Raw genomic sequence first — 24,917 nt, forward strand, 5'->3', positions numbered from 1 at the left:
GAGGGTCTGGCCCTCAGCCTACGCGGAGCGCCGCACGGCGGGTAGGCAGGTTAAGGTCTCCTCGTCACTACAGGAGGTTCTCGGTTGTTCTACGGCGCAATGAAGCTGTCCATCGGCGGGTCGCTGAAGCTTGCCTTCCGGCCGTGGGTGGAGGGTCTGGAGAACATCCCGGCCGAGGGGCCCGCGATCCTGGCGAGCAACCACCTGTCCTTCTCGGACTCCTTCTTCCTCCCCGCGGTGCTGGACCGCAAGGTCACCTTCATCGCGAAGCAGGAATACTTCACCTCCCCCGGAGTCAAGGGGAAGCTGACGGCCGCCTTCTTCAAGGGCGTCGGCCAGCTCCCGGTCGACCGTTCCGGCGCCCGCGGCGCCGGCGAGGCCGCGATCAAGAGTGGCATCGAGGTGCTGGAGCGCGGTGAGCTCTTCGGTATCTACCCGGAGGGGACCCGTTCCCCGGACGGCCGCCTCTACCGCGGCAAGCCCGGCGGGCTGGCCCGGGTGGCGCTGGCCACCGGAGCACCCGTGATCCCGGTCGCGATGATCGACACGGAGAAGGTGCAGCCGCCGGGGAAGGTCCTGCCGAAGATGATCCGGCCGGGCATCCGGATCGGGAAGCCGCTGGACTTCAGCCGCTACCACGGCATGGACGGCGACCGCTTCATCCTCCGCTCGGTGACCGACGAGGTCATGTACGAGATCATGAAGCTCTCCGGCCAGGAGTACGTCGACATCTACGCGACGGCCGCCAAGCGGCAGATCGCGGACGAGGCGAAGCAGAAGGCCGAGGAGGAGAAGGCGGCCAAGGCCGCCGGTCTCGACAGGGCCGACAAGACGCAGCAGAAGGCGGATCACAAGCCCGAGGCGTAGGTCGCCCGGCTGGGGGGTTGGGGCAGGGATGACACAGCGCACCGGTGGGCGTCAGCGTGCCGTGCGGATGTCGGTGGAGCTGCCGCTGTGGCGCGCCCTGACCGGCTACCGCATCCTGACGCTCGGCTACGCGCTCGCCCTGTTCTTCCTGAACTACCGCGAGTACGCCCATCCACCCGCGGCCGCGCTCTACATGGGCGTACTCACCCTGTGGATGCTGCTGACCTGGAACCGGGTCACGTCCGCCGAGCGGTGCACCAAGCCGTTCCTGATCGCCGACCTGTCGATCGCGCTCGCCGGAATCCTGCTCACCCCCTTCATCGACACCGCCGAGCGCATCGACGCAGGCTCGGCCACCCTGCCGTCCATCTGGACCGGCGGGGCCGTCCTGGGCCTGGCCATCAAGGGCGGCTGGCGCTGGGCGGCGGCCGGCTCCACGATCGTGGCGGTCGCCAATCTGGTCGAGCGCGGCAGCCCGGCCCGCGACACGGTCCACAACGTGGTCCTGGTGTGGGTCTCCAGCATCGCCATCGGCTACATCGTCGAGGTCGCCCGGGCCAGTGAGCGCACGCTCGCCCGCGCCCTGCAGATCGAGGCCGCCACGCGCGAGCGCGAGCGGCTGGCCCGCGACATCCACGACAGCGTCCTGCAGGTGCTGGCCATGGTGCAGCGCCGGGGCGCGCAGATCGGCGGCGAGGCCGCCGAGCTGGGCCGGATGGCCGGTGAGCAGGAGATCGCCCTGCGCAGCCTGGTGGCGGGCGGCCTGCTGCCCCCGCAGCGCTCCGCCGCACAGCTCGCCGAGGACGCGGAGCTGGTACGGGCCGTCCGGCCCGCCCCCGCACCGCCGACGGGCCCCTGCGACGTACGGGCGCTCCTCGCCCCGCACGCGGGAGCCACGGTCACCTTCTCGGCGCCGGGCACGCCCGTGCTGCTGGAGGCGGCCGCGGCGGCGGAGCTGGCGGCCGCCGTCGGCGCGGCACTGGACAATGTCGCCAAGCACGCCGGCGAGGGCGCGCGGGCCTGGATCCTGCTCGAGGACGAGCCGGACGAGGTGATCGTCACCGTGCGGGACGACGGCCCGGGCATTCCCGAGGGCCGGCTGGCGGACGCGGAGCGGGAGGGACGCATGGGCGTCGCCCTGTCCATCCGCGGCCGGCTGCGGGACCTGGGCGGGACCGCCGAGCTGGTATCGGTGCCGGGGCAGGGCACCGAGGTAGAACTGAAGGTTCCACGGGGGAGCGAGGGCACGTGATGAACACAGAGGCAGTACGGGTCATGGTGGTCGACGACCACCCGATGTGGCGCGACGCGGTCGCCCGCGACCTGGCGGGCGCCGGGTACGACGTGGTGGCCACGGCCGGCGACGGCCCCCAGGCGGTGCGCCGGGCCAAGGCGGCCCAGCCCGACGTCCTGGTCCTCGACCTCAACCTCCCCGGCCTGCCCGGCGTGGCCGTCTGCAAGGAGCTGGTGGCGGACCGCCCGGCGCTGCGCGTCCTGGTGCTCTCCGCCAGCGGCGAGCACGCGGACGTCCTGGAGGCCGTGAAGTCCGGCGCGACGGGCTATCTGCTGAAGTCCGCCAGCACCGAGGAGCTGCTGGACGCCGTGCGCCGCACCGCGGCGGGCGACCCCGTCTTCACCCCGGGCCTGGCCGGACTGGTCCTCGGCGAGTACCGCCGCCTGGCCGCCGACCCCGCCCCGGCCGCCCCCGACGAGCCCAAGGCCCCGCAGCTCACCGAGCGCGAGACGGAGGTCCTCAGGCTCGTCGCCAAGGGACTGTCCTACAAGCAGATCGCCGAACGCCTGGTTATTTCCCACCGCACGGTGCAGAACCATGTGCAGAACACCTTGGGCAAGCTCCAGCTGCACAACCGCGTGGAGCTCGTCCGCTACGCGATAGAGCGAGGTCTCGACGACGCCTGACCCTTCGCGGCCGGGCGTTCCCGGCGGAAGGAAAGGTGTCTCATGCGGATCGGAGTGCTGACCGGCGGCGGCGACTGCCCCGGGCTCAACGCGGTCATCCGCGCGGTCGTCCGCAAGGGCGTCCAGGACCACGGCTACGACTTCATCGGCTTCAAGGACGGCTGGCGCGGTCCCCTGAACGGGGCCGTGACCGAGCTCGGCATCCCCGCGGTGCGCGGCATCCTGCCGCGCGGCGGGACCATCCTCGGCTCCTCCCGGACCAACCCCTTCAAGGAACCGGACGGCGTCCGCCGGATCACCGAGAGCCTCGCGAAGTACGAGGTGGACGCGCTGATCGCCATCGGCGGCGAGGACACCCTGGGGGTGGCCCGCCGGCTGTACGAGGAGCACGGCGTCCGCTGCGTGGGCGTGCCCAAGACCATCGACAACGACCTGTCCGCCACCGACTACACCTTCGGCTTCGACACCGCCGTCAACATCGCCACCGAGGCCGTCGACCGGCTGCACACCACGGCCGAGTCCCACATGCGCGTCCTCGTCGTGGAGGTCATGGGCCGGCACGCGGGCTGGATCGCCCTCCACTGCGGCCTGGCCGGCGGCGCCAACGTCATCCTGATCCCCGAGCAGCGCTTCGACCTCGACGAGGTCTGCGGCTGGGTCACCTCCCGCTTCCGCGCCAGCTACGCCCCCATCGTCGTCGTCGCGGAGGGCGCCATGCCCACGGACGGGGACCTGGTGCTGAAGGACTCCGCCGCGCTCGACTCCTTCGGCCACGTCCGGCTGTCCGGGGTGGGGGAGTGGCTGGCCAAGGAGATCGAGGCGCGTACGGGCAAGGAGGCCCGCACCACGGTGCTGGGCCACGTCCAGCGCGGGGGCACGCCCAGCGCCTTCGACCGGTGGCTCGCCACGCGGTTCGGGCTGCACGCGATCGACGCGGTGCGGGACGGTGACTTCGGGAAGATGGTCGCGCTGCGGGGCACGGACGTGGTCCGGGTCCCCCTGGCCGAGGCCACGGCGAGGCTCAAGACCGTGCCGGCCGCGCTGTACGAGGAGGCGAAGGTCTTCTTCGGCTGACCGCCGGTGGTTCACCGCGCCTCCGGTGCGGGCCCTTCGCCCACCCACCCGCCCGATCACCCGGCACGTCATGACGTTGCCGGGTCATGGGCGGGCGGGTGGGAGGTGCCCGCCGCGAAGCGGCGGGTCACACCAGGACGGCGGTCAGCAGCTCGGCGGTGATCGCGGCGCCGTTCAACGTCAGCACCGATTCCGGATGGAACTGCACCCCCGCGAAGCCGGGCCCCCGCAGGGCGTGCACATCGCCGCTCGCGGCATCGCGGCTGAGCTCCACCCGGTGGAGCGCCAGTTCCGCCTGCGTATCACCGTCGCACCGCGCCGTGAACGTGTTGTAGAACCCCACCGTCTCCTCGCGCCCGAAGAAGTCGATCCGCTCCTGCGCGCCCTGGAACGGCACCGCCTTGCGGGCGATCTCCAGGCCCAGCTCCGCGGCGATCAGCTCGTGCCCCAGGCACACCCCCAGCAGACCGTGCCGGTGCCGGCGCAGCAGGTCCGCCGCCAGCCCGCGCAACATCCGCATCTTGGGGTCGTCCGCCTCCGCGGGGTTGCCCGGGCCGGGCCCCAGCACCACGGGCCCCTCGTGGGCCAGCGCGGCGTCGTGCAGCCCGGGCTCGTCGTAGCGCCGCACGGTCACCGTCAGTCCCGAGGTGCGCAGCAGATGGGCCAGCATCGCCGTGAAGGTGTCCTCCCCGTCGACGACGAGCGCGTGTCCGCTCAGCGCCGCGGCGCAGTCCTCGGTCTGCATCCGCAGCCAGAAGGGGGCCAGATCCGCGCGACGTGCGTCCAGCGCGGCCTGTACGCGGGCGTCGTCGGCGAGCCGTACGGGCGGGGCCGCCGCCGGGCGTACGGGGCCCGGTCGCACGCCGAGGGCCGCGAGGACGCCCGCCGCCTTGGCGTGGGTCTCGGCGACCTCGCCGTGGGGGTCGGAGTGCCGCACGAGGGTGGCGCCGACGCCCACCCGCAGCCGGCCGCGCCGGTCGATGTCGGCCGTACGGATGAGGATCGGCGAGTCGAGGGTCTGGGCGCCTCCCGCGTCCCGGCCGATGAGGGCGAGCGCGCCCGCGTAATAGCCGCGGCCCCGCCGCTCGTGGCGCTCGATGACCCGGCAGGCGTTCTGGACCGGCGAGCCGGTGACCGTGGCCGCGAACATCGTCTCGCGGAGCACGTCGCGGACGTCCAGCGAGGAGCGTCCGCGCAGCTCGTACTCGGTGTGGGCGAGGTGGGACATCTCCTTCAGGCGGGGGCCGACGACCACGCCGCCCATGTCGCCGACGGTGCACATCATCTTCAGCTCCTCGTCCACGACCATGGACAGCTCCTCCACCTCCTTGCGGTCGTGCAGGAAGCCGAGCAGGTCGTCGGTGGTGGGGCCGCCGGCCGGGTAGCGGTAGGTGCCGCTGATGGGATTCATCACGACCGTCCCGCCGGACATCCGCACGTGCACCTCGGGGCTCGCGCCCACCAGCGTGCGGTCGGGGGTGTGCACCACGTAGGTCCAGTAGGCGCCGCGCTCGCCGTCCAGCAGGCGGCGGAAGAGGGAGAGCGCGTCGGCGGCGGTGAAGCCGTGGATCTCGCCCTCGAAGGTGCGGCGGATGACGAAGTTGGCGCCCTCGCCCGTGCCGATCTCGTCCTCGATGACCCGTTCGACGATCCGTGCGTACTCCTCGTCGTCCACGTCGAAGGCGCCGCCCTCCACCCGTACCTCGTGCGCGGGCAGTGCGGCGCGGACGGCGGCGAGCGGGAGCTCGTGGGACTCCTCGGGCCGCAGGACCAGCAGGGGCGTGCCGTCGTCGCGGACGTCGAAGCCGCGCTCGCGGATCTGGCGGAAGGGGACGAGGGCCAGCGCGTCGTGCGCCGGGCCGCCGTGGGCCGGTGGGCCCGCCGGCAGGGGGATGTCGCCCAGGCGCCCGGCCTCGGCCACGGGGCCCAGGAGCAGCTCGACGGCGTCGTGCCCACGGCCGGGGGTGCGGCGGTGGAGCAGGGCGAAGGGCGGGCAGCCGGCGGCGGTCAGCCGCGCGAGGAGGGCTGCGGTGGCTGCGTGGTCCACGGTCATCTGGGGTCGTTCCTTCCTGGAGGACTTCGAGGAGAGGAACGGCCCGGGGCCGGCGACCGTCAGGTGCGCCGAAGGCCGCCCCTCGGGGCGGCCTTCGCGATCGGTCGGGAGTACGCGCGATCAGTGGGCCGCCGGAGGAGCGGTCCACCACCAGTTCTGGTTCTGCGACTGAAGCACGTACATGGCGGGCACCCTACCCGACGCCCCCGGGGGAGGTCCCGGGTTTTCCCTAAAGCTGTCTCGGCAGATGTCTCAGATTCCGGTCCGGCCGCCGGGATGGCTGCCCGGACCCCGTAATGTTGAGGCGTGACCGTGAACGCTGAAATCCACGCCGGTGGCAACACCTGGCGCTCCCTGCCCGCGGCGCAGCAGCCTGACTGGCCGGACCAAGAGGCTCTGCGCGATGTGATCGCCGAGCTCGAGTCCTATCCGCCTCTCGTCTTCGCGGGCGAGTGCGACCAGCTGCGCCAGCGCCTGGGAGCCGTCGCCCGTGGTGAGGCGTTCCTGCTCCAGGGCGGCGACTGCGCCGAGGCCTTCGACGCCGTCGGCGCCGACCAGATCCGCAACAAGCTCAAGACGCTGCTGCAGATGGGCGCGGTGCTGACCTACGCGGGTTCCGTGCCCGTCGTGAAGGTCGGCCGCATCGCCGGCCAGTACAGCAAGCCGCGCTCGAAGCCGACCGAGACCCGCGACGGCGTGACCCTGCCGACTTACCGCGGCGACTCCGTCAACGGCTTCGCCTTCACGCCCGAGGCCCGTACGCCGGACCCGCAGCGGCTGAAGCGGATGTACCAGGCCTCGGCCTCGACGCTGAACCTGGTGCGCGCCTTCACCACCGGTGGCTACGCCGACCTGCGCCAGGTGCACGCCTGGAACCAGGACTTCGTGAAGTCCTCGCCCTCCGGTCAGCGCTACGAGCAGCTGGCCCGCGAGATCGACCGGGCGATGAACTTCATGAACGCCTGCGGGGTGGACCCGGAGGAGTTCAAGACGGTCGAGTTCTACGCCTCCCACGAGGCGCTCGTGCTCGACTACGAGTCGGCGCTGACCCGTGTCGACTCGCGCACCGGCGATCTGTACGACGTCTCCGGCCACATGCTGTGGATCGGTGAGCGCACCCGGCAGCTGGACGGCGCGCACATCGAGTTCGCGTCGAAGATCCGTAACCCGATCGGTGTGAAGCTCGGCCCGACGACGACGCCCGAGGACGCGCTGACCCTCATCGAGCGGCTCGACCCCGAGCGCGAGCCGGGCCGTCTCACCTTCATCACCCGCATGGGTGCCGACAAGATCCGGGACAAGCTCCCGACCCTGGTCGAGAAGGTCACGGCGTCCGGCGCGCAGGTCGTCTGGATCAGCGACCCCATGCACGGCAACACCTTCGAGGCGGCCTCCGGTCACAAGACCCGTCGCTTCGACGACGTGCTGGACGAGGTCAAGGGCTTCTTCGAGGTCCACAAGAGCCTCGGCACCCACCCGGGCGGCATCCACGTCGAGCTGACCGGCGACGACGTCACGGAGTGCGTGGGCGGCGGCGACGAGATCTTCGTCGACGACCTCCACCAGCGCTACGAGACGGCGTGTGACCCCCGCCTCAACCGCAGCCAGTCCCTGGACCTGGCCTTCCTGGTCGCGGAGATGTACCGGGACCAGTAGGAACCGCAGGTAACGACCGTGGGGCCCGGATCTGTGATCCGGGCCCCACGGCGTTGTTTTTCGGCCGTCGGGCCGGGTAAGGTAAGGGTAACCTTATTGATCAACCCGGCCTTCCGGCCGACGCAAGGCGGTGACCGCGTGTACGTCTGCTCGTGCTTCGGCATCACGGAGCAGCAGGTGCGTCAGCACGCGGACGACGGGGCCTGCACGCCCCGCCAGATCGCCTCCGCCTGCAAGGCCGGCACCGACTGCGGCAGCTGTGTGCGCCGCATCCAGGCCCTGCTCGGCCGGGGCGCGTGCCCGCGCCGTGAGCTGGCCGACCAGGGGGATTCCGACATGCTGGCCCCCGACGTGGCGTTCATACCGGCGTCCGCGGCCGCGAAGGAGCGGGCCGCCGCCTAGGCGCCGCGCACCGGTCAGTCGCCCCCGCCGTTCTCCTGCTCGATGAACTGGGCGATGTAGAGCGGTTCGCCGAGTTTCTCGATCAGCTCCAGCTGGGTGTCGAGATAGTCGATGTGGTCCTCCTCGTCCGCGAGGATCGACTCGAAGATATTGGCCGAGGTGATGTCGCCCTTGGCCCGCATGACCTCCACGCCCCGCCTGAGGCGGTCGATGGCCTCGACCTCCACCTGGCGGTCGGCCATGAACATCTCGGTGATCGTCTGGCCGATCCGGACGTGGAAGAGCCGCTGATAGTTCGGCAGCCCCTCCAGGAAGATGATCCGGTCGGTCAGGACCTCGGCGTGCCGCATCTCGTCGAACGACTCGGCACGGGTGTGCGAGGCGATCTTGGTCCAGCCGTGGTGCTCCTGCAGCTTCGCGTGCAGGAAGTACTGATTGATGGCCGTCAGCTCGGCCGTCAGCTGCTCGTTCAGGAACTCGATGACCTCGGGGTCGCCCTGCATTGCAGAGTGCTCCTTCCTGGGGGCACCTCCCACGGCCGTTCAGGCCTGTGGGGGAGGGTGGCTTGCAGGTTGCGCGCGCATCCTCGCACTGCCCTTCGGAACCGTCCAGTAAGTGCACACTTAGTGGGAGTTGCCCCGATACGCCGGTACCGGCCCGGGCCCTGGTCATCACCACTGCCGAAGGTCTGTCACCATGGACCCATGGGTCAGTCGGAAAGCCGCAAAGGGGAGCATCTCCAGCTGCCTCCGGGGCAGCGGCTCCAGCGCGGATGGCCGGTGACGCACTACGGGCCGGTCCCGAAGTTCAAGCCGGACCGCTGGGAGTTCCGTGTCTTCGGCTCGACCGCCGACGGCGACAAGCACTGCTGGACGCACGAGGAGTTCTCGGCGCTGCCGTACACGACGGTGGTGGCGGATCTGCACTGCGTCACGAAGTACAGCATGCTCGGCGCCGAGTGGGGTGGGGTTTCGGCCCGTACGATCCTCGAACTCGCCCCGCCCGCACCGGAGGTCACGCATGTGATGGTGTGGGCCGAGTACGGCTTCAGCTCCAACCTCCGGCTCGCCGACTTCACCGCCGAGAAGACCGTGTTCGCCACCCACAAGGACGGCGAGGCCCTCACCGCCGAGCACGGCTTCCCGGTCCGCCTGGTCGTGCCGCACCTCTACGCCTGGAAGGGCCCCAAATGGGTGCGCGGCGTGGAGTACATGACCGCCGACCGGCGCGGCTTCTGGGAAGAGCGCGGCTATCACAACATCGGCGACCCCTGGCGCGAGCAGCGCTACTCCTACCAGGAGCAGCCGGGCGAGGGCCCGGAGCTCTAGCCGCCCGGCCCCGCGGCCGGGCGCGGCGGTCAGCCGTCCCGCAGGGCCTTCAGCCGCGCCACGTCCGCGGCGTGTCCCTCCGGGCCGCCCGGCGTCTCGATCGTCAGCGGCACGCCGCGCGTCGCCGGGTGCGTGAACAGCTCGGCGAAGGGCTCGGCCCCGATATGGCCGGAACCGATGTTCTCGTGCCGGTCCTTGTGCGCGCCGACGACGTCCTTGGAGTCGTTGGCGTGAATGAGCCCCAGCCGGCCCTCGCCGACCACGCAGACCAGTTCGTCGAGCGTCTGCTTCATCCCGCCCGGCCCGGCCAGGTCGTGCCCGGCGGCGAAGAGGTGGCAGGTGTCCAGGCAGACCCCCAGCCGGGGGTGGTGCTCCAGCGCCTCGAAGTACGGCCCCAGATCCGCCGCCAGCGAGCACAGCGAGGCGCCCTGACCTGCCGTCGGCTCCAGCAGCAGCCGCGGGTCGTCGTCGTGGACGAGCTCCTCCAGCAGGGGCAGCAGCCGCTCGTGCACCTGGGCCAGCGCCTCGTGGCGGGGGCGGCCGCCGGTCGCGGAACCGGTGTGCACGACGACGCCGCGCGCCCCGATCTCCCGGCCCCGGCGCAGGGAGTGCCGCAGCGACTCCACCGACTTCTCGACGGTGGCCTCGGTGTGCGAGCCGAAGTTGATCAGATAGGGCGCGTGCACGAAGACGGGCAGCGACTCGCGGGCGCAGGCCTCGCGGAACTCCTCGTCCTGCCGTGCCGTGCCGGCCGGGGTCGCCCAGCCGCGCGGGTTGGCGACGAAGACCTGCACGGCCTCGGCGCCCATCGCGCGGGCGTACGGCAGCCCGATGCGGGCCAGGCCGCCGGCCACGGGAATGTGGCCGCCGACGGGATTGCGCAGCCGGCCGGGAAGGACGTCGTCCATGGTCGCGGTGATCGTGCTCACGGTGGTCAGAATCCGCTCTTCATCCGGATGACGATGGTCTCGCCCTTGGCGGCCTGCTGGCCGGCGCGCACGGACTGGCTCTCGACCGAGTCCTTCGGGAAGAGGAACGGCCGGTCCACCTTCACCTGGAAGCCCGCGTCCGTCAGGGCCTTCTTGGCGTCCGCCTCGCTGCGGCCGGTGACGTCCGGGACGGCGACCATCTCCCTGCCCTTGGAGACGGTCACGGTGACGGTGTCGCCCTCGGCGGCCCGGGAGCCCCTGGCGGGGGACTGCTCGGCCACGGCGCCCTTGTTCTGCGGGGAGAAGACCTCGGTGTCCGAGACCTTCACCTGCAGCCCCGCGCCGGTCAGGGCGGTGGTCGCGTCCGCGACGGACAGCCCGGTCACGTCCGGGACGTTCAGCGGCCTGCCCTTGCTGACGACGAGCGCCACGGGCGACTCCGGGCGCAGCTGGGCACCGGGGCGCGGGTCGCTGGAGAGCACCGCGTCCTTGGGCGTCTCGTCGCTGAACTGGCGGCTGACGTCGCCGACGGTCAGCCCCAGGCCCTCGATCTTCCGCTTGGCGTCCGCGAAGGGCATGCCCGCGAGGTTGGGCACCTCGGCCCGCTGGGGGCCGCGCGAGATCGTGATCGTCACCTTGCCGGTGTTGCGGATGCGCTCGCCCGGCTTGGGGTCGGTGGCGATGATGTGGCCCCGCTCGACGGTGTCGCTGAACGCCTGCCGGGTCTTCACGCCCAGCCCCGCCTTGTCCAGCTCGGAGGTCGCCTTGGCCTCGGTCATGTCCAGGACGGCCGGCACGGAGGTGAACTGGCCGGAGTTGATGTACCAGACACCCGTGCCCGCCAGGATCGCCAGCAGGGCGGCGGCCGCCGCCAGCACCCAGCGGCGCGGCAGCGGCCACCCGGTGCGCGGCGGGCGGACCGGGGCGTGGTGGCCCGGCGGCGGTGCGGCGGGTGTGGGCGGGAGCTCCAGGCGCGAGGTGCGGTTGAGCTGATCGTCCTCGGCGCGCGGCGGCAGGGGCTGCGCGGTGATCCGCGGGATCACGCTCGTACGGTCCTCGGAGCCCGCCTGAGCTGCCTGACCCGGCTGTCCCGCCTGGTCCGTCCGGGGCGCCGACGCCTGCGGCGGCATCGCGTCCAGCTGCTCGGGGGTCAGGGCCGCACGCGCCCGGCGGACCTCGCCCAGCAGGGCGACCGCGTCGGCCGGCCGCTGCCGCGGGTCACGGGCGGTGGCGGCGGCCACCAGGGCGTCCAGGCCGGGTGCGAGCCCGGGAACGGCCGCCGACGGCGGCGGTACGTCCTCGTGCAGGTGCTGGTAGAGGACCTGGGCGGGGGTGGCCCCGCCGTGCGGCTTGGCGCCGGTGAGCATCTCGTAGAGCACGACGCCGCAGGCGTAGACGTCCGCCCGGGGGTCGGCCGTGCCGTGCTCGATCTGCTCGGGGGCCAGGTACGACACCGTGCCCAGGACCGAGCCCGTGCTGGTCGTGGTGTTGGTGTCCACCGCCCGCACCAGCCCGAAGTCGGCGACCTTGACCCGGCCGTCGTCGCCGATCAGGACGTTCTCCGGCTTCATGTCGCGGTGGACCAGCCCCGCCAGATGCGCGGCGCCCAGGGCCGCCAGCACCGGTTCGACGACGTCGAGCGCGGCGCGCGGCTGCAGGGCCCCGCGCTCGCGCAGCACGTCGCGCAGCGTGCACCCGGCCACGTACTCCATCGCGAGATAGACGTACCGGCCGTCGGTGCCCTGGTCGAAGACGCTCACCACGTTGGGGTGGTCGAGCCGGGCCACGGACTTGGCCTCACGGATGAAGCGGTCCACGAAGGCCCCGTCGGCGGCCAGCGAGGGGTGCATCACCTTCAGGGCGAGCACCCGGTCGAGCCGGGTGTCCAGCGCGCGGTACACCGTGGCCATGCCGCCCACGGCCACCCGCGCCTCGACGCGGTAACGGCCGTCGAGCAGGTGATCGACGAGGGGGTCCGGCAGGGTCGTATCCACGGCATAGGAGTTTACGAGCCATGACCGACACCCCGTGCGCGTTGTGCCTCGCTCGCGCTTTCTGAAGCCGAACAGTGACAGGAATGCCCGTTCGGGGCGGCGCTACGGGCGGCCGAACGCCGGCCGCTCGGGATCCAGGTCCGCGCGGCCCGCCACCGGCGACGACGCCTCGGCGAAGTGCCGGCGCGGGATCCGCCCCGCCCGGTGGGCCAGCCGGCCCGCCTCCACCGCGTGCCGCATGGCCTCGGCCATCATCACCGGCTCCTGCGCGCGCGTCACGGCCGAGGCCAGCATCACGGCCGCACACCCCAGCTCCATGGCCAGCGCGGCGTCCGAGGCGGTGCCCGCGCCCGCGTCCAGGATCACCGGGACGCCCGCGCGCTCGGTGATCAGCTGGAAGTTGTGCGGATTGCGGATGCCGAGGCCGGAACCGATCGGCGCGCCCAGCGGCATGATCGCCGCACAGCCGACGTCCTCCAGCTTGCGGGCCAGGACCGGGTCGTCATTGGTGTACGGCAGCACGGTGAAGCCGTCGTCCACCAGGATCTCGGCCGCGTCCAGCAGCTCGATGGGGTCGGGCAGCAGGGTGCGCTCGTCGGCGATCACCTCGAGCTTGACCCAGTCCGTGCCGAGCGCCTCGCGGGCCAGCCGGGCGGTGAGCACCGCCTCGCCGGCGGTGAAGCAGCCCGCCGTGTTCGGCAGCACCCGGATGCCGTGCTTCTCCAGCACCGACAGCACCGAACCCCGCACGGTCGCGTCGAGGCGGCGCATGGCGACCGTGGTCAGCTCGGTCCCGGAGGCGATGAGGGCGCGTTCGAGCACGTCCAGGCTCGGGGCGCCGCCCGTGCCCATGATCAGCCGGGAGGTGAAGGAGGTGTCCGCGACGGTGAGCAGATCGTCAGCCATCTGTGCTGATCAGCCCCCCTGCACCGCGGTGAGGACCTCGACGCGGTCCCCGTCGTCGAGCACGGTCTCCTGCCACCGGCCCCGGGGCACGACGGCTTCGTTGACGGCGGCGGCGACGCCGCTGTGCGCGTCGGTGAGCGTCGAGACGAGCCCGCCGAGGGTCGTCCCCGCCGGGACGGCGCGGCGCTCTCCGTTGACGCTGACGCTGATGGTGTGGGTGGCGACTTCGCTGCCGGTCATGCGGACTGCTCCTGGAATGCGGGGGTGAAGCGTCGGGGGGAGAAGGGGCGGGCCGCCTCGGGCAGCCGCCCGGTGGTCAGGACCTCGGCCATCACGTCACCGGTGACGGGGGTCAGCAGCACGCCGTTTCGGTGGTGGCCGGTGGCCGCGAGCAGCCCCGGCAGCTCGGTCGGACCGAGCAGCGGGGCGTTGTCCGGGGAGCCCGGGCGCAGCCCCGCGAGGGTCTCCACCAGGGGCAGCTCGGTGATGCCGGGCACCAGCTCGTGGGCGTCGCGCAGCAGCTCGTAGACGCCGCCCGCCGTCACGGTGGTGTCCCAGCCCAGCTCCTCGGTCGTCGCGCCGACGACCAGCTCGCCGTTCTCGCGCGGCACCAGGTACACCGGGCCGCCGCGGACGACCGCCCGCAGCGTCCGGGAGAGGAACGGCCGGTGGGAGGCCGGGACGCGCAGCCGCAGGATCTGGCCCTTGACCGGGCGGACGGGCGGCAGCACGTGCTCGGGCAGGCCCGCGAGGCGGCCGCTGAGGCTGCCCGCCGCCAGCACCGTCTGCCCGGCGGCGACCCGGGTGCCGTCCGCGAGCTCCGCCCCGGCGGCCCGGCCCGCGGCGATCAGGGCCCGTACCGCCTCCGAGCGGTGGAAGACGACCCCGGCCCGCTCACAGGCCGTCAGCAGGGCCCGCGCGAGCCGCCGGGGGTCGGTCTGGTGGTCGCCGTCCACCCGCAGCCCCCCGCGTACGCCGGGCGCGAGCATCGGCTCCAGCCGACGGCACTCGCGCCCCGACAGCCACTGCGACTCCAGGCCCGATCGCTGCTGCAGGGCGTGCAGCTCCCTCAGGTGCGCCCGGTCGTCGGCGTCCAGCGCGACGGCCAGCGTGCCGCAGGCGCGGTAGCCGGTGTCCTGGCCGCTGGCCTCCTCCAGCTCGGCCGTGAACTGCGGATAGCGCCGCGCGGAGGCCAGGTTGAGGGCGAGCAGCGTCTGCTCGCCGTAGTGCAGTTCGGTCACGGCGGCCAGCATCCCGGCCGCCACCCGCGCCGCGCCGCCGCCGGGCGCCGGGTCGGCGACGGCGGTGCGCAGGCCGCGCTGGGCGGCGCGCCACGCCGTGACGAGGCCGATGACGCCCCCGCCGATGACGAGGACGTCACAGGAATGGTGCGCAGGATTTCGATGCGCGTGCATGGGCGTCCAGCCCCTCCCTTCGCCGGCATGACCCGGATCAGGTTCGTACGGTCGGAGGCCGTCCAGCCTCCCTCTCAGCCCGGTGCGTCCGGGCTCCCGCGAGTGCGTGCAGCGGCCACCCTAGTACGCGCCGAGGACCGCCCGGAAGGGCGGCCGCACCGCGCGGAGGGCCGCACACGCGCCGCGCCGCGCCCCCGTGGGGGATCCGGGGGAGCGGGGGCAACCCCCGTGACGTTGTGTCAGAGGTCTCCTCACGCGGTGCTGCGGCAGACGCGGGCCGCCGTCCTACAGTGATCGGGTGAGCGAGCAGACGAAACCTTCCGGTGACCGGCGCGTCGTCATCGTCGGCGCGGGCATGGCCGGGGTGCAGACCGCGGTCGCCCTGCGCGAGCAGGGCTGGAACGGCGCGATCTCCCTGCTGGGCGCCGAGCCCCACCAGCCCTACGACCGGCCGCCCCTGTCCAAGGCCGTGCTGCTCGGCAGGGCGGAGGGATCCGCCTTCGAGGTGGACTTCGACTCGCTCGGCATCGACCTGGAGCTCGGCCTGGAGGCCACCGGCCTGAGCGCCGACGAGCACGTCCTGCAGACGCGGCGCGGCCCCGTGCCGTACGACGTGCTGGTCATCGCCACCGGCGCCGAGCCGATCACCCTGCCCGGCGGCGAGGACCAGCCGGGCGTCCACGTGCTGCGCACTGTCGACGACGCCGAGCGGCTGCGCCCGGTCCTGGCCGGGCAGCGCGACGTCGTCGCCGTCGGGGCCGGCTGGATCGGCGCGGAGCTCGCGACCGCCGCGCGCGAGGCCGGCTGCCGGGTGACCGTCGTCGAGGCCGCGGACCGGCCGCTGGCGGGCGCCATGCCGGCCGAGGTCGCCGCCCACATGGCCGAGTGGTACGCCGACAGCGGGGCCCGGCTCCTCACGGGCGCGCGCGTGGCCGCCGTGGAGCCGGGGGCGGTCCTCCTCGCCGACGGCACCCGCCTGCCCGCGGACGCGGTGGTCGTGGGCATCGGCGCGCGGCCCGCGACGGGCTGGCTGGCCGGCTCGGGCGTCGAGCTCGCACCCGACGCCTCCGTCGTCACCGACGACCGGCTGCGCACCTCCCTGCCGGACGTCTACGCGGTCGGCGACTGCTGCTCCTTCCCCTCGGCCCGCTACGGCGAGCGGCTGCTGGTGCACCACTGGGACAACGCTCTGCAGGGGCCGCGGACCGTCGCCGAGAACATCGTCCACGGGCCCGCCGAGAGCCCGGTGTACGACCCGGTGCCCTACTTCTGGTCGGAGCAGTTCGGGCGCTTCGTGCAGTACGCGGGCCACCACGCGGGCGCCGACGAGCTCCTGTGGCGCGGCAACCCCTCGGGGGCGGCCTGGACGGTGTGCTGGCTGCGCTCGGGCGTCCTGGTGGCGCTGCTGGCCGTGGGGCGGCCGCGCGACCTCGCCCAGGGGCGCAAGCTCATCGAGAAGGGCGCCGCGCTGGACCGCGCGAAGGCGGCGGACGCCTCGGTTCCGCTGAAGTCCGCCGCGCTCTGAGCGCCCGGTGGGGTGATGTCGGCGGGGGTTCCCGGCCCGGCTCGGGTCAACCCGGCTACCGGCTGTCAGTCCCGGATGGCAGGCTTGTCCCGTGACCGAGATTGACGCAAAGATCGATGCTCTCGTCCCCGCCTGGCTCAACCTCCCCGACATCGCAGACAAGCTCGATGTCGAGGTGACGCGCGTCCGGCAGCTGGTCAAGGAAGGCCAGCTGATCGCGGTGCGCCGTGGCGAGAACCGAGTGCTCATGGTGCCCGCCGACTTCATCGGCGAGGACAAGGTGGTCAAGGGCCTGGCCGGGACCTTGACGCTGCTGCGGGACGACGGCTTCAGCGACGAGGAGATGCTGGAGTGGCTCTTCACTGCCGACCCCACCCTGCCCGGCACGCCGGCGCAGGCGCTGCGCGAGAATCGCGGCACGGAGGTGAAGCGCCGCGCCCAGGCGCTCGCCGTCTGACCGAGACCGAGTGAACCGTCCGGCGTACGGGCCGGGGACGCCCAGCGGGCGGCCCCCGGCCCGTACGCCGCCGACCCGGGGAGAGACCCGATGTCCGTCACCGCGCGCGAGCGGCTCGCCGACGCCCGGCTGTACCTGTGCACCGACGCGCGCAAGCGCCAGGGCGACCTGCCGGAGTTCCTGGACGCGGTCCTCGCCTCCGGCGTCGACATCATCCAGCTGCGCGACAAGGGCATGGAGGCGGGGGAGGAGCTGGAGCACCTCGCCGTCTTCGCCGACGCGGCCCGCCGCCACGGCAGGCTGCTGGCGGTCAACGACCGCGCGGACGTCGCGCACGCCGCCGGCTCCGACGTGCTGCACCTGGGCCAGGGCGACCTGCCCGTGCCCGCCGCCCGCGCCGTCCTCGGCGAGGACGTGCTGATCGGCCGCTCCACACACGCGGAGGCCGAGGTGGCCGCCGCCGTCGCCGAGCCCGGCGTGGACTACTTCTGCACCGGCCCCTGCTGGCCGACCCCCACCAAGCCCGGCCGCCACGCCCCGGGGCTGTCCCTGGTGCGCTACGCCGCCGCGCTCGAGCCCGTACGGCCGTGGTTCGCGATCGGCGGCATCGACGAGGGCAATCTGGACGAGGTGCTGGACGCCGGCGCCCGGCGCGTCGTGGTGGTGCGGGCCATCACCGAGGCGGACGACCCGGGCGAGGCCGCCGCACGGCTCGCCGGGCGGATCCGGGCCCACGCGGGACGGCAGTTGTCCGAGGCGTGAGACACCCGCTGGATACCGGTCGGGCGAAAAGGGCAAATCGCCGATCTGGCTTGGGGGCCCCACGGGCCGCTGGTTAACTTGCCGGTATGGCCCTTGGCACTGCCTCCACCAGGACGGACCACGCGCGCACGGTGCGTGACCTGCTTGCCTCCGGCGAGCGTTCGTATTCCTTCGAGTTCGCCGCCCCAAGGACGGAGAAGGGCGAGCGGACGCTGTGGAACGCCATCCGCCGCATTGAGGCCGTCGGCCCCACCTTCGTCTCGGTGACCTACGGCGCCGGCGGTTCCTCCCGTGAGGGCACCGTGCGGGCCACGGAGCGGATCGCGACCGACACCACCCTGACCCCCGTCGCCCACCTGACCGCGGTCAACCACTCGGTGGCCGAACTGCGCAACATCATCGGCCAGTACGCCGACGTCGGCATCCGCAACATGCTCGCGCTGCGCGGCGACCCGCCCGGCGACCCCATGGGCGAGTGGGTGCGTCACCCGGGAGGGGTGCGCTACGCCGCCGACCTGGTCCGGCTCATCAAGGAGTCGGGTGACTTCTGCGTGGGCGTGGCCGCCTTCCCCGAGATGCACCCCCGGTCCACGGACTGGGAGTCCGACATCGGGCACTTCGTCGACAAATGCCGGGCGGGCGCGGACTTCGCGATCACCCAGATGTTCTTCTACGCCGAGGATTACCTGCGGCTGCGTGACCGGGTCGCGGCGGCAGGTTGTGACACTCCGATCATTCCGGAAATCATGCCGGTCACCAACGTGCGACAAATTGAACGATTCGCACAGCTCAGCAACGCGGCGTTCCCCCCGGACCTGGCGGAGAGGATCCTCGCGGTGAAGGACGACGCGGCCGCTGTACGCTCAATCGGGATCGAGTACGCGACGGACCTGTGTGCCCGGTTGATGGCCGAGGAGATTCCCGGGTTGCACTTCATTACCCTGAACCACTCCACGGCCACGTTGGAGATCTACGAGAATCTGGGACTGCACCAGCGGTCCTGACGGCCGGCCGGCGACGGCGGCCGGACGAGAGGGGCGCTAATGGGCTGGACGGTCCTCTACATCGCGTTCGGGGTCGTCGCGCTCTGGCTGCTCGGCGAGGTGCTGCTGCAGTACAAGGCGCGGCTGCGCTGGCGGCTCCTCGCCTTCGTCGGCTTCCTCGGCGTCGTCGTGGGCGTGGTCATCCCGTCCGTGGCCGTCATCGTCGTGGGCGCCGTCGCCTTCGCCGTGGGCCAGACCTTCGTCACGCTCTCCTTCCGGCGGGGCTTCTCCCGGGGCTGGGCCCTGCGCCGCACCGACGACGAGGAGGGCGCCCCCGCCAAGGGCCGCGGCGCCGGCGCCAGCCGGAGCGCGGGCCGGAGCGCGGGCCGGAGCGAGAGCACGTCGAGGGCCGGGCGCCGCCGCAAGGCCGAGCGGCCCGCCACCCCGCCGCCGTCCCCCGTCTCCGACATGACGCTCCCGGCGTCCGGCCCGGACGCGCTGTCGGCCGTCCCCGGCGTGGACAGCGCGGTGACGGAACTGATGCCCAACGTGCCCCAGCAGCCGACCGCCGAGCACCCCCCGGCCGCCCCGGCCGCGGGCTACGACGCGGCCGGCTATCCGACGGCCGCGTACGACGCCTACGGCAACGGCACGCAGAACGCGGAGACCGCCGCGGCGCCCGCCCAGGGCGGCTACGCCGGCCAGTTCGACTACGGCCAGGGGCAGCAGTACGCGTCCTACTCCGACCCGTACATCGGCAACCGGCCCCCGTCCTACGAGCAGTACGACGCCTACGGCCAGCAGCAGCCCTATCCGCAGCAGCAGTACGGCCAGGGCGCCTACTCCGCCGAGGGGTACGCGCCCCGGCAGTACGACATCGACACCCCGCCCGGCGGCGTGTGGGTGCCCCAGCAGCGGGACAACGAGATCGCGGACCTCACGGCGCCCCCGGCCACCGCGCCCGAGGGCGGCCAGCAGCAGCCCTACCCGCCGCAGCAGCAGCCCGGCCAGGGCTACGACGAACAGCAGCGCTACCGCTACTGACGCCGCCGGCCGGCGACCGCGCTCACTGTGAGCCGCGCCAGTCGGCCCCGTCCACGATCAGGCCGGCCACGAGCGCTCCCGACATCCCGGCGTGGGCCAGCCCCCCGCCGGGATGGGCGAAGCCGCCCGCGCGGTAGAGCCCGGGCACGGCGGTGGCATTGCCCGGACGCAGGAACGCGCCCTCGCCCCCGGCCAGGACGGGAGCGGGCACCCCGCCCCCCTCGGCGCCGGTCGCCGCCTCCGTATCGGCCGGAGTGCGCACCTCCCGCCACAGCGACCGCTCCCGCAGGCCCGGTATCGCCGCCTCGGCGGCGGCCACCAGCCGGTCCGCGAACGCCGCGGCCGTCGCCTCCTCGCTCCAGTCGACGCGGCCGTGCGGCGCGACCGTGGCGGTGAGCGTCACGGCCTCGTGCTCCTCGTCGGGGCGGGTCGCGGGGTCGTCCGGCCGCAGCACCGTGACCGTCGGCCCGTACGACCCGGCACCGGCCGGACCCGGGCCGAACACGGCGTCCACCTCGGCCGTGCGGTCGCCGCCGTGGACCACCGTGCGGTGCACCGTGCCCTCGGGCCGCGCCCCGGAGAGCGCCAGGAAGACATGGAACCTGCCGGCCGGCACGGGCGCCGCGGGCGCGTCCGCGCCCGGCGCGATCGCCTCCAGCTGCCCGGGGGAGACGCCGGCGACCACCATGTCGGCCTCCGCGACGCTTCCGTCGGCCAGCCGCACCCCTGCCGCGCGCCCGTCCTTCTCCACCAGGCCGCTCACCGCGGCACCGAAGAAGAACTCCACCCGCCGGGCCAGGCACCGCTCGTACAGCGCGTCCGCGAGCCCCCGCATGCCGCCGCTCACATACCAACTGCCGAAGGTCTGCTCCATGTACGGCAGCACGGCCGCGCTCGCGGGGGCGCGGCGCGGGTCGAGTCCGTAGGCCAGGGCGCAGCTCTCCAGGAGGGCGGCCAGGCGGGGGTCCTTCAGCTCGTGCCCGGCCACCGACGCCAGCGTCACCGGCGCCGCGCGGCGGAACAGCGAGCGCCTGCGCACCGCCGGGTAGGGGTCGCGGCCCAGGGCCTCGACGCGCTCCGCGCGCAGCGGCTCCTCCAGCAGCGGGCGCCGCGTCGCGTCCCACACCTCGCGCGCCCGGTTGATCAGCTCGCTCCACCGCTCGCCCGCACCCGCGCCGAGCGCGCCGTCCAGCGCCGCGACGACGCCGGCGCGCGAGGCGTTGGGCAGCCGGAAGTCCGTGCCGTCCGCGAAGAGATGCCGGCTCGCCGGGTCGACCTGGGAGAGCTCCAGGCTCTGCTCCAGCGACTCCTTGCCGGTCTTGACGAACAGGTCGCGGTAGACGGCGGGCAGGTGCAGCAGCCCCGGCCCCGTGTCGAAGACGAAGCCGTCCCGCGCGAGCCGGCCGACGCCACCGCCGTACGTCCCCGCGCGCTCGTACACCGCCACCCGGTGGCCCGCGACGGCCAGCCGTGCAGCGGCTGCCATCGCGCCCATCCCGGCGCCGATCACCGCAATCCGTGCCATGCGCCCGACTTTATCCGGCGCCACTGACAGCCCCCGGGACCGGGCGCTGGTGCCGGGTGCTCACGTCTGAGTACGCGTACTCAGAAACCGAGATGAGTAGGTGCGCGGATGGGGTGGCACCGGCCCGGAGGACAGAGTGGTGCCCACGGAGGGGACGCCGGTGACCGCACCGCCGACACGGGGCGGCGGAACGGCACGGCGGCCCTGCCGCTACCGGGGGGCACGGGGGCTCCCACGGGGGGGCTCGGGGGAGTACGGGGGAACGCTGTTCCGGTGTGGCGCCGAGGGGGATCGGCCCGCACCGGAACAGCGGACGTACGCGCCCCTGCCGCTAGCGGCGGCTGCCGCCGCTCACCCGCCCCTGCAGCAGCCGGGACAGCGCCGAGTGGACCTCGTCGATCGACCGCTCCGGCTGGAACGACTGCCAGTCCAGCGCCGCCACCAGCACCATGCCGAACAGCGCGGACGCCGTCAGCGGAACGTCGATGTCCTCGCTCAGCTCGCCGTCCGCCACCGCCTCCCGCAGGACGGACTCGATCACGGCGATCGCCTTCTGCCGCACCTGCATCAGCGTCGACTGCCAGGCCCGGTTGGTGCGCCACAGCTCGGCCACGTACAGCTGGGTGAGCGAGGGGTAGCGCGTGATGAAGTCCAGGCCCGCCCGGATCATCGCGTCGAGGGCGTCCACACGGCTGCCGCCGCGGTCGGCCGTCTCGTCCGCGGCGGCCTGCAGGGAGTCCGTCAGCAGCTCGATGCCGTGCCGCAGCAGCTCCTCGAAGAGCACGGTCTTGCTGGCGAAGTTGTAGTAGACCGTGCCCTTGGCCACCCCGGCCCGCTCGGCGATCTCGTCCACGGTCGTGGAGGAGAACCCCTGCTCGGCGATGAGGGTGACCGCCGCCTCGAAGAGCTTCCGCCGGGTGTTCTGGCGGCGCGTACTGCTGCTGTCCATGAGAGTGATTCTCCCTGTACTCGCAGTGTCCGCGCTCACAGAGTCAGCTCCGGGTGCAGCCGTTTCACGGACCAGACCTGTTTGCCGCGCGCCGCGAAGGCGGTCAGCGTCAGTGCGCACACCGTGAACGCGGCCAGCACGCCGCACGCCTGCCACACCGGCGCCGTCCCGCCGCCGGTGATCAGGTGGCGCAGCCCCTCGACGACGTAACTCATCGGCAGGAAGGGGTGGATGGCGTTGAAGAACCCGGGACTGGTCTGCACGGGATACGTGCCGCCCGCCGAGGTGAGCTGGAGCATCAGCAGCGCCAGCACCAGGATGCGGCCGGCCGGTCCGAAGCGGGCGCCCAGCCACTGCACGATGGCCGCGAAGCAGGCCGCGACGAGGACGAGGAAGCCGGCCGTGCCCGCCGCGCGCACCATCTGCAGGCCCAGCGCCCAGTGCAGTACGGCCAGCAGCGCACCGGCCTGGACCGTGCCGACGGCGACGACCGGCAGCCAGCCCGCCAGCGCGATCCGCCACGGGGAGGCGCCGGCGGCAAGGGCCCGGCGGTTGAGGGGCTGGACGAGCATGTAGGCGACCATGGCGCCCACCCACAGGGACAGCGGGATGAAGTACGGGGCGAAGCCGGTGCCGTAGTTGGGGGCCTTGTGCGTCGCCTGGGAGGCCAGCCGGACCGGATCGGCCATCACCTCGGTACGGGCGTCCCGGTCGTTCTTGTCGTAGTCGGGGATCCGGGCGACGCCGTCGTGCAGTCCGCCGGCGAGCCGGGCGGAGCCCTCGGAGAGCTTGACGATGCCGCCCTGGAGCGCGTCGGCGCCCTCGCGCAGCTTGCCGATGCCGTCGTCGAGGCCGGCGGCGCCCTCCTTGGCGGTGCCGAGGCCGCTGTGCAGCTGCCCGGCCCCGGTGTGGAGCCGGCCGGCCCCGTCGGCCACCTTCCGGGCGCCGTCGTCGAGGGCGTTGACCTTCCGTACGGCGCCGTCGATGTCCCGCGCGAGGTCGGGGGCCTCGTCGGCGAGCCGCTGGGCGTAGGCGTGCAGGGTGTCCAGCCGGCCGGGGAGCCGTTCGAGTTCGCCGCCCTCGTCGCGGACGAGGGCGTCGAGCCGCGCGGCGCCGGCTGCGGACTGGGTGGCGGCGAAGACGGCCTTCTTCAGGGCGGGGCAGTAGGCGGCGGGGCGCGTCGCGCACTGCTCCTCGTACGCCGTGGAGAGGGCGGCGGCGCTCTTGCGGCTGCCCTCGGCCAGCGGCCCGGTGACGGCGGGGGAGGGCAGGTCGCCCAGGTGCTCGCGGAGTGTCTTCGTCTCCTTGGCGACGACGCGGGCGGCCTTGCCGATCTCCTGGGCGTGCTCCTTGACGAAGGCTCCCTCGCGGCCGGCCGCGCCGTTCACCTTCTCGGCCAGCTGCCGGGTGCCGGCCGCCACCTGCCGCGCGCCCGTGGCCAGCTCCCGCGACTTCTCGTCCAGGGCGCCCGCGCCGGTGTGCAGCCTGTCCACGCCGGTCTCGAGGTCGCCGCTGCCGCGCTGGGCCCGTGCCAGGCCGTCCTTGAGGTCCCCGGCCCCCTTGCGCGCCGTGCCGATGCCCTCGCCCAGCCGGTCGGCGCCGTCCGCCGCCTTCGCCGTCTCGTCGTGGAGGCCGGAGAAGGAGACGAAGATCTTGTCGTAGAAGGAGCGCGAGGTCCTGCGGGACGCGGTGGCGCGGACCTCGGAGAAGACCGTGCGGGATATCTGGCCGACGATGTAGTTGTTGGCGTCGTTCGTACGGACCTGGAGCGCACCGGTCGTGGGTGTCGTACCGGAGCTGGAGGCGACCTTTTCGCTGAAGTCGGCGGGAATGGTCAGCGACAGGTAGTACCGGCCGTTCTCGACGCCCTCGCGGGCCCCGGCGGCACTCGTCTCGTGCCAGTCGAAGGACTTGCTGCCGCGCAGCCCCTCGGCGATGGTGTCCCCGGCGGTCAGCCTCTCGCCGTCCACCCGCGTGCCGCGGTCGGCGTTGACCAGGGCCACGGGCACCTTGTCGAGCCGCCCGTAGGGGTCCCAGAAGGACCACAGGTACAGGGCGCCGTAGAGCAACGGCAGCAGGAGCAGCGCGACGAGGGCGGCGCGGGGCAGGCTGCCCCTGGCGAAGCGCCTCAGTTCAAGCGCGGCCAGTTTCGGCGAGCGCATCCGTTGCTCCCTTCCTGCCGTGGCCGGCGGTGTCGCGGGCGGGGGTGGTGCGAGCCGGCCGCCGTGCGTTTGGTGCGGTCGGTACGACGAGGGCGCCCGGGGGCGCCTGGCTGCAGACCGCCAGGACGCTCGTGCCGGCTCCGGCGAGCGAGCGCAGCAGTGCCCAGGCCTGTTCGCGTTCCGCGTCCGGGAGCTTGAGGTCGGTGTCGTCCACGGCGATCAGCCGCGGCCGGCCGATGAGCGCCAGGGCCAGCGACAGCCGCAGCGCGTCGAGGCGCTCCAGCTCCCGCACAGCTGTGGCCGCCCCCTTGGGCAGCGCGGCCAGGTCGAGGCCGGCGGCCGCGAGGGCGGCGTCGGTACGGGCCCGGGCCGCGTCGCGGCCGGTGCGCGGCCGCAGCCAGGTGAGCGGCGGGCCGCCGAACCGGCGCTGCAGCAGCCCTCGTTCGCGCAGGTGCTCGGCGACGGTGAGGGCGGGGTCGAGTTCGGCGACGCCGGGGACGTGGGCGAGCGCGCTCGTCCGCCGGACGGCCGCCATCCTCCCCGGCAGCGGCAGGCCGCCGACCTCGGCTCGGCCGCAGGTGGGGCGCATACGTCCGGTGAGAGTGAGCAGCAGACAGGTGCGGCCGGAGCCGGAGGCCCCTTCGAGGGCGATAAGCGAGCCGGGCGGGGCGGCGACGTCCACATCGCGGAAGACCCAGCCGCGCGGCCCCTTCACCCCGAGGGCCTCGGCCGTGATCGCGGCTCCGTGCGGGGTGCTGTCCACGCGACCTCCAACGATCTTGTACTGACCGGTCAGTGCAAAAAGTATGGCGCGCCGGGCCCCCCGCCCGTCAACCCCGTCCTCCCGTGGGGGCGTTCGCGCAGGTCAGGGCCGATTGTCAGTGGGGTGCCCCACGATGGGGCCATACGGCGGCTCCGTCACCGTGCGGATCGCCGCCCCGACGAAGGAGGTTCGTCATGGCAGCC

General features: G+C 73.2%; 24 protein-coding genes and 1 riboswitch. Of the genes, 12 read left to right on the forward strand and 12 right to left on the reverse strand.

The annotated features are described in order from the left end of the window. Positions 1-99: 99 nt before the first annotated feature. Genes AB0G59_RS14620 through AB0G59_RS14635 form a run of 4 tightly spaced genes read left to right on the forward strand, consistent with a single transcriptional unit; the run spans position 100 to position 3,861 of the window. A complete protein-coding gene (locus AB0G59_RS14620; protein ID WP_360911571.1) occupies positions 100-867 on the forward strand; it encodes a lysophospholipid acyltransferase family protein in 768 nt (255 codons plus the stop codon). Between the two features lie 28 nt (positions 868-895). Beyond that, positions 896-2,119 (forward strand): DUF5931 domain-containing protein, encoded by a 1,224-nt coding sequence (locus AB0G59_RS14625; RefSeq protein ID WP_360911470.1) that lies wholly within the window; start codon positions 896-898, stop codon positions 2,117-2,119. Then, the gene (locus tag AB0G59_RS14630) at positions 2,119-2,787 is read left to right on the forward strand and encodes a response regulator transcription factor (RefSeq protein WP_360911472.1); all 669 of its coding nucleotides are present in this window, start codon (positions 2,119-2,121) and stop codon (positions 2,785-2,787) included. Before AB0G59_RS14625 ends, AB0G59_RS14630 begins: the two co-directional genes overlap by 1 nt. Before the next feature lie 42 nt (positions 2,788-2,829). Further along, on the forward strand, positions 2,830-3,861 hold the full coding sequence (locus tag AB0G59_RS14635; RefSeq protein WP_360911474.1) for a 6-phosphofructokinase: 1,032 nt from the start codon (positions 2,830-2,832) through the stop codon (positions 3,859-3,861). A 127-nt stretch (positions 3,862-3,988) separates the two neighbouring features. On the opposite strand, the gene AB0G59_RS14640 is transcribed toward AB0G59_RS14635, so the two are convergent. Beyond that, on the reverse strand, positions 3,989-5,914 hold the full coding sequence (locus AB0G59_RS14640) for an anthranilate synthase family protein (protein ID WP_360911476.1): 1,926 nt from the start codon (positions 5,912-5,914) through the stop codon (positions 3,989-3,991). A gap of 120 nt (positions 5,915-6,034) precedes the next feature. Then, a complete protein-coding gene (locus AB0G59_RS14645) occupies positions 6,035-6,097 on the reverse strand; it encodes a hypothetical protein (RefSeq protein ID WP_107423055.1) in 63 nt (20 codons plus the stop codon). 123 nt (positions 6,098-6,220) lie between these two features. Here AB0G59_RS14645 and AB0G59_RS14650 point away from each other — a divergent pair, with 123 nt between their 5' ends. Together AB0G59_RS14650 and AB0G59_RS14655 are read left to right on the forward strand one after the other, a co-directional pair. Further along, positions 6,221-7,570 (forward strand): class II 3-deoxy-7-phosphoheptulonate synthase, encoded by a 1,350-nt coding sequence (locus AB0G59_RS14650; protein WP_071966026.1) that lies wholly within the window; start codon positions 6,221-6,223, stop codon positions 7,568-7,570. Between the two features lie 138 nt (positions 7,571-7,708). Continuing rightward, the gene (locus AB0G59_RS14655; RefSeq protein ID WP_360911478.1) at positions 7,709-7,972 is read left to right on the forward strand and encodes a (2Fe-2S)-binding protein; all 264 of its coding nucleotides are present in this window, start codon (positions 7,709-7,711) and stop codon (positions 7,970-7,972) included. Between the two features lie 14 nt (positions 7,973-7,986). Here AB0G59_RS14655 and bfr read toward each other — a convergent pair whose 3' ends face one another. Next, entirely contained in the window at positions 7,987-8,475 is a 489-nt protein-coding gene (gene bfr / locus AB0G59_RS14660) for a bacterioferritin (RefSeq protein WP_360911480.1), read from the reverse strand. Positions 8,476-8,676: 201 nt separating this feature from the next. Here bfr and AB0G59_RS14665 point away from each other — a divergent pair, with 201 nt between their 5' ends. Continuing rightward, positions 8,677-9,300, forward strand: coding sequence for a sulfite oxidase-like oxidoreductase (locus tag AB0G59_RS14665; protein WP_071966024.1), 624 nt, complete (start codon positions 8,677-8,679; stop codon positions 9,298-9,300). 29 nt (positions 9,301-9,329) lie between these two features. On the opposite strand, the gene AB0G59_RS14670 is transcribed toward AB0G59_RS14665, so the two are convergent. The 5 genes from AB0G59_RS14670 to thiO form a co-directional block, all read right to left on the reverse strand. Continuing rightward, the gene (locus AB0G59_RS14670) at positions 9,330-10,208 is read right to left on the reverse strand and encodes a deoxyribonuclease IV (protein ID WP_360911573.1); all 879 of its coding nucleotides are present in this window, start codon (positions 10,206-10,208) and stop codon (positions 9,330-9,332) included. Positions 10,209-10,234: 26 nt separating this feature from the next. After that, positions 10,235-12,223, reverse strand: a complete 1,989-nt coding sequence (gene pknB, locus AB0G59_RS14675) for a Stk1 family PASTA domain-containing Ser/Thr kinase (RefSeq protein WP_360911482.1) — start codon at positions 12,221-12,223, stop codon at positions 10,235-10,237. 102 nt (positions 12,224-12,325) lie between these two features. Continuing rightward, the gene (locus AB0G59_RS14680; RefSeq protein ID WP_071966021.1) at positions 12,326-13,129 is read right to left on the reverse strand and encodes a thiazole synthase; all 804 of its coding nucleotides are present in this window, start codon (positions 13,127-13,129) and stop codon (positions 12,326-12,328) included. 9 nt (positions 13,130-13,138) lie between these two features. After that, the gene (gene thiS, locus AB0G59_RS14685; RefSeq protein WP_071966019.1) at positions 13,139-13,369 is read right to left on the reverse strand and encodes a sulfur carrier protein ThiS; all 231 of its coding nucleotides are present in this window, start codon (positions 13,367-13,369) and stop codon (positions 13,139-13,141) included. Further along, positions 13,366-14,544, reverse strand: a complete 1,179-nt coding sequence (gene thiO / locus AB0G59_RS14690) for a glycine oxidase ThiO (RefSeq protein ID WP_360911486.1) — start codon at positions 14,542-14,544, stop codon at positions 13,366-13,368. Before thiO ends, thiS begins: the two co-directional genes overlap by 4 nt. Next, a riboswitch (TPP riboswitch) is annotated at positions 14,542-14,654 on the reverse strand. It overlaps the preceding gene by 3 nt. 188 nt (positions 14,655-14,842) lie before the next feature. On the opposite strand from thiO, the gene AB0G59_RS14695 reads away from it, so the two are divergent. The 5 genes from AB0G59_RS14695 (at position 14,843) to AB0G59_RS14715 (ending at position 19,315) form a co-directional block, all read left to right on the forward strand. After that, positions 14,843-16,069 (forward strand): FAD-dependent oxidoreductase, encoded by a 1,227-nt coding sequence (locus tag AB0G59_RS14695; protein ID WP_360911488.1) that lies wholly within the window; start codon positions 14,843-14,845, stop codon positions 16,067-16,069. A gap of 91 nt (positions 16,070-16,160) precedes the next feature. Continuing rightward, the gene (locus AB0G59_RS14700; protein ID WP_360911490.1) at positions 16,161-16,526 is read left to right on the forward strand and encodes an Rv2175c family DNA-binding protein; all 366 of its coding nucleotides are present in this window, start codon (positions 16,161-16,163) and stop codon (positions 16,524-16,526) included. Between the two features lie 90 nt (positions 16,527-16,616). Continuing rightward, positions 16,617-17,288, forward strand: a complete 672-nt coding sequence (gene thiE, locus AB0G59_RS14705) for a thiamine phosphate synthase (protein WP_071966014.1) — start codon at positions 16,617-16,619, stop codon at positions 17,286-17,288. A gap of 86 nt (positions 17,289-17,374) precedes the next feature. Further along, positions 17,375-18,292, forward strand: coding sequence for a methylenetetrahydrofolate reductase [NAD(P)H] (gene metF, locus AB0G59_RS14710; RefSeq protein ID WP_360911493.1), 918 nt, complete (start codon positions 17,375-17,377; stop codon positions 18,290-18,292). A gap of 39 nt (positions 18,293-18,331) precedes the next feature. Next, positions 18,332-19,315 (forward strand): hypothetical protein, encoded by a 984-nt coding sequence (locus AB0G59_RS14715; protein ID WP_360911495.1) that lies wholly within the window; start codon positions 18,332-18,334, stop codon positions 19,313-19,315. Between the two features lie 22 nt (positions 19,316-19,337). Here AB0G59_RS14715 and AB0G59_RS14720 read toward each other — a convergent pair whose 3' ends face one another. From AB0G59_RS14720 to AB0G59_RS14735, 4 genes are all read right to left on the reverse strand, one after another. Then, a complete protein-coding gene (locus tag AB0G59_RS14720) occupies positions 19,338-20,840 on the reverse strand; it encodes an NAD(P)/FAD-dependent oxidoreductase (protein ID WP_360911497.1) in 1,503 nt (500 codons plus the stop codon). Between the two features lie 331 nt (positions 20,841-21,171). After that, positions 21,172-21,789, reverse strand: a complete 618-nt coding sequence (locus AB0G59_RS14725) for a TetR/AcrR family transcriptional regulator (protein ID WP_071966009.1) — start codon at positions 21,787-21,789, stop codon at positions 21,172-21,174. Positions 21,790-21,824: 35 nt separating this feature from the next. Further along, entirely contained in the window at positions 21,825-23,951 is a 2,127-nt protein-coding gene (locus AB0G59_RS14730; RefSeq protein ID WP_360911500.1) for a YhgE/Pip domain-containing protein, read from the reverse strand. Next, complete coding sequence (locus tag AB0G59_RS14735; RefSeq protein ID WP_360911503.1) at positions 23,923-24,714, reverse strand: ATP-binding cassette domain-containing protein; 792 nt, start codon at positions 24,712-24,714, stop codon at positions 23,923-23,925. The genes AB0G59_RS14730 and AB0G59_RS14735 overlap by 29 nt, the downstream gene beginning before the upstream one ends. Positions 24,715-24,917: the final 203 nt, after the last annotated feature.

Source organism: Streptomyces sp. NPDC021096, assembly GCF_040641275.1.
GTDB lineage: Bacteria > Actinomycetota > Actinomycetes > Streptomycetales > Streptomycetaceae > Streptomyces.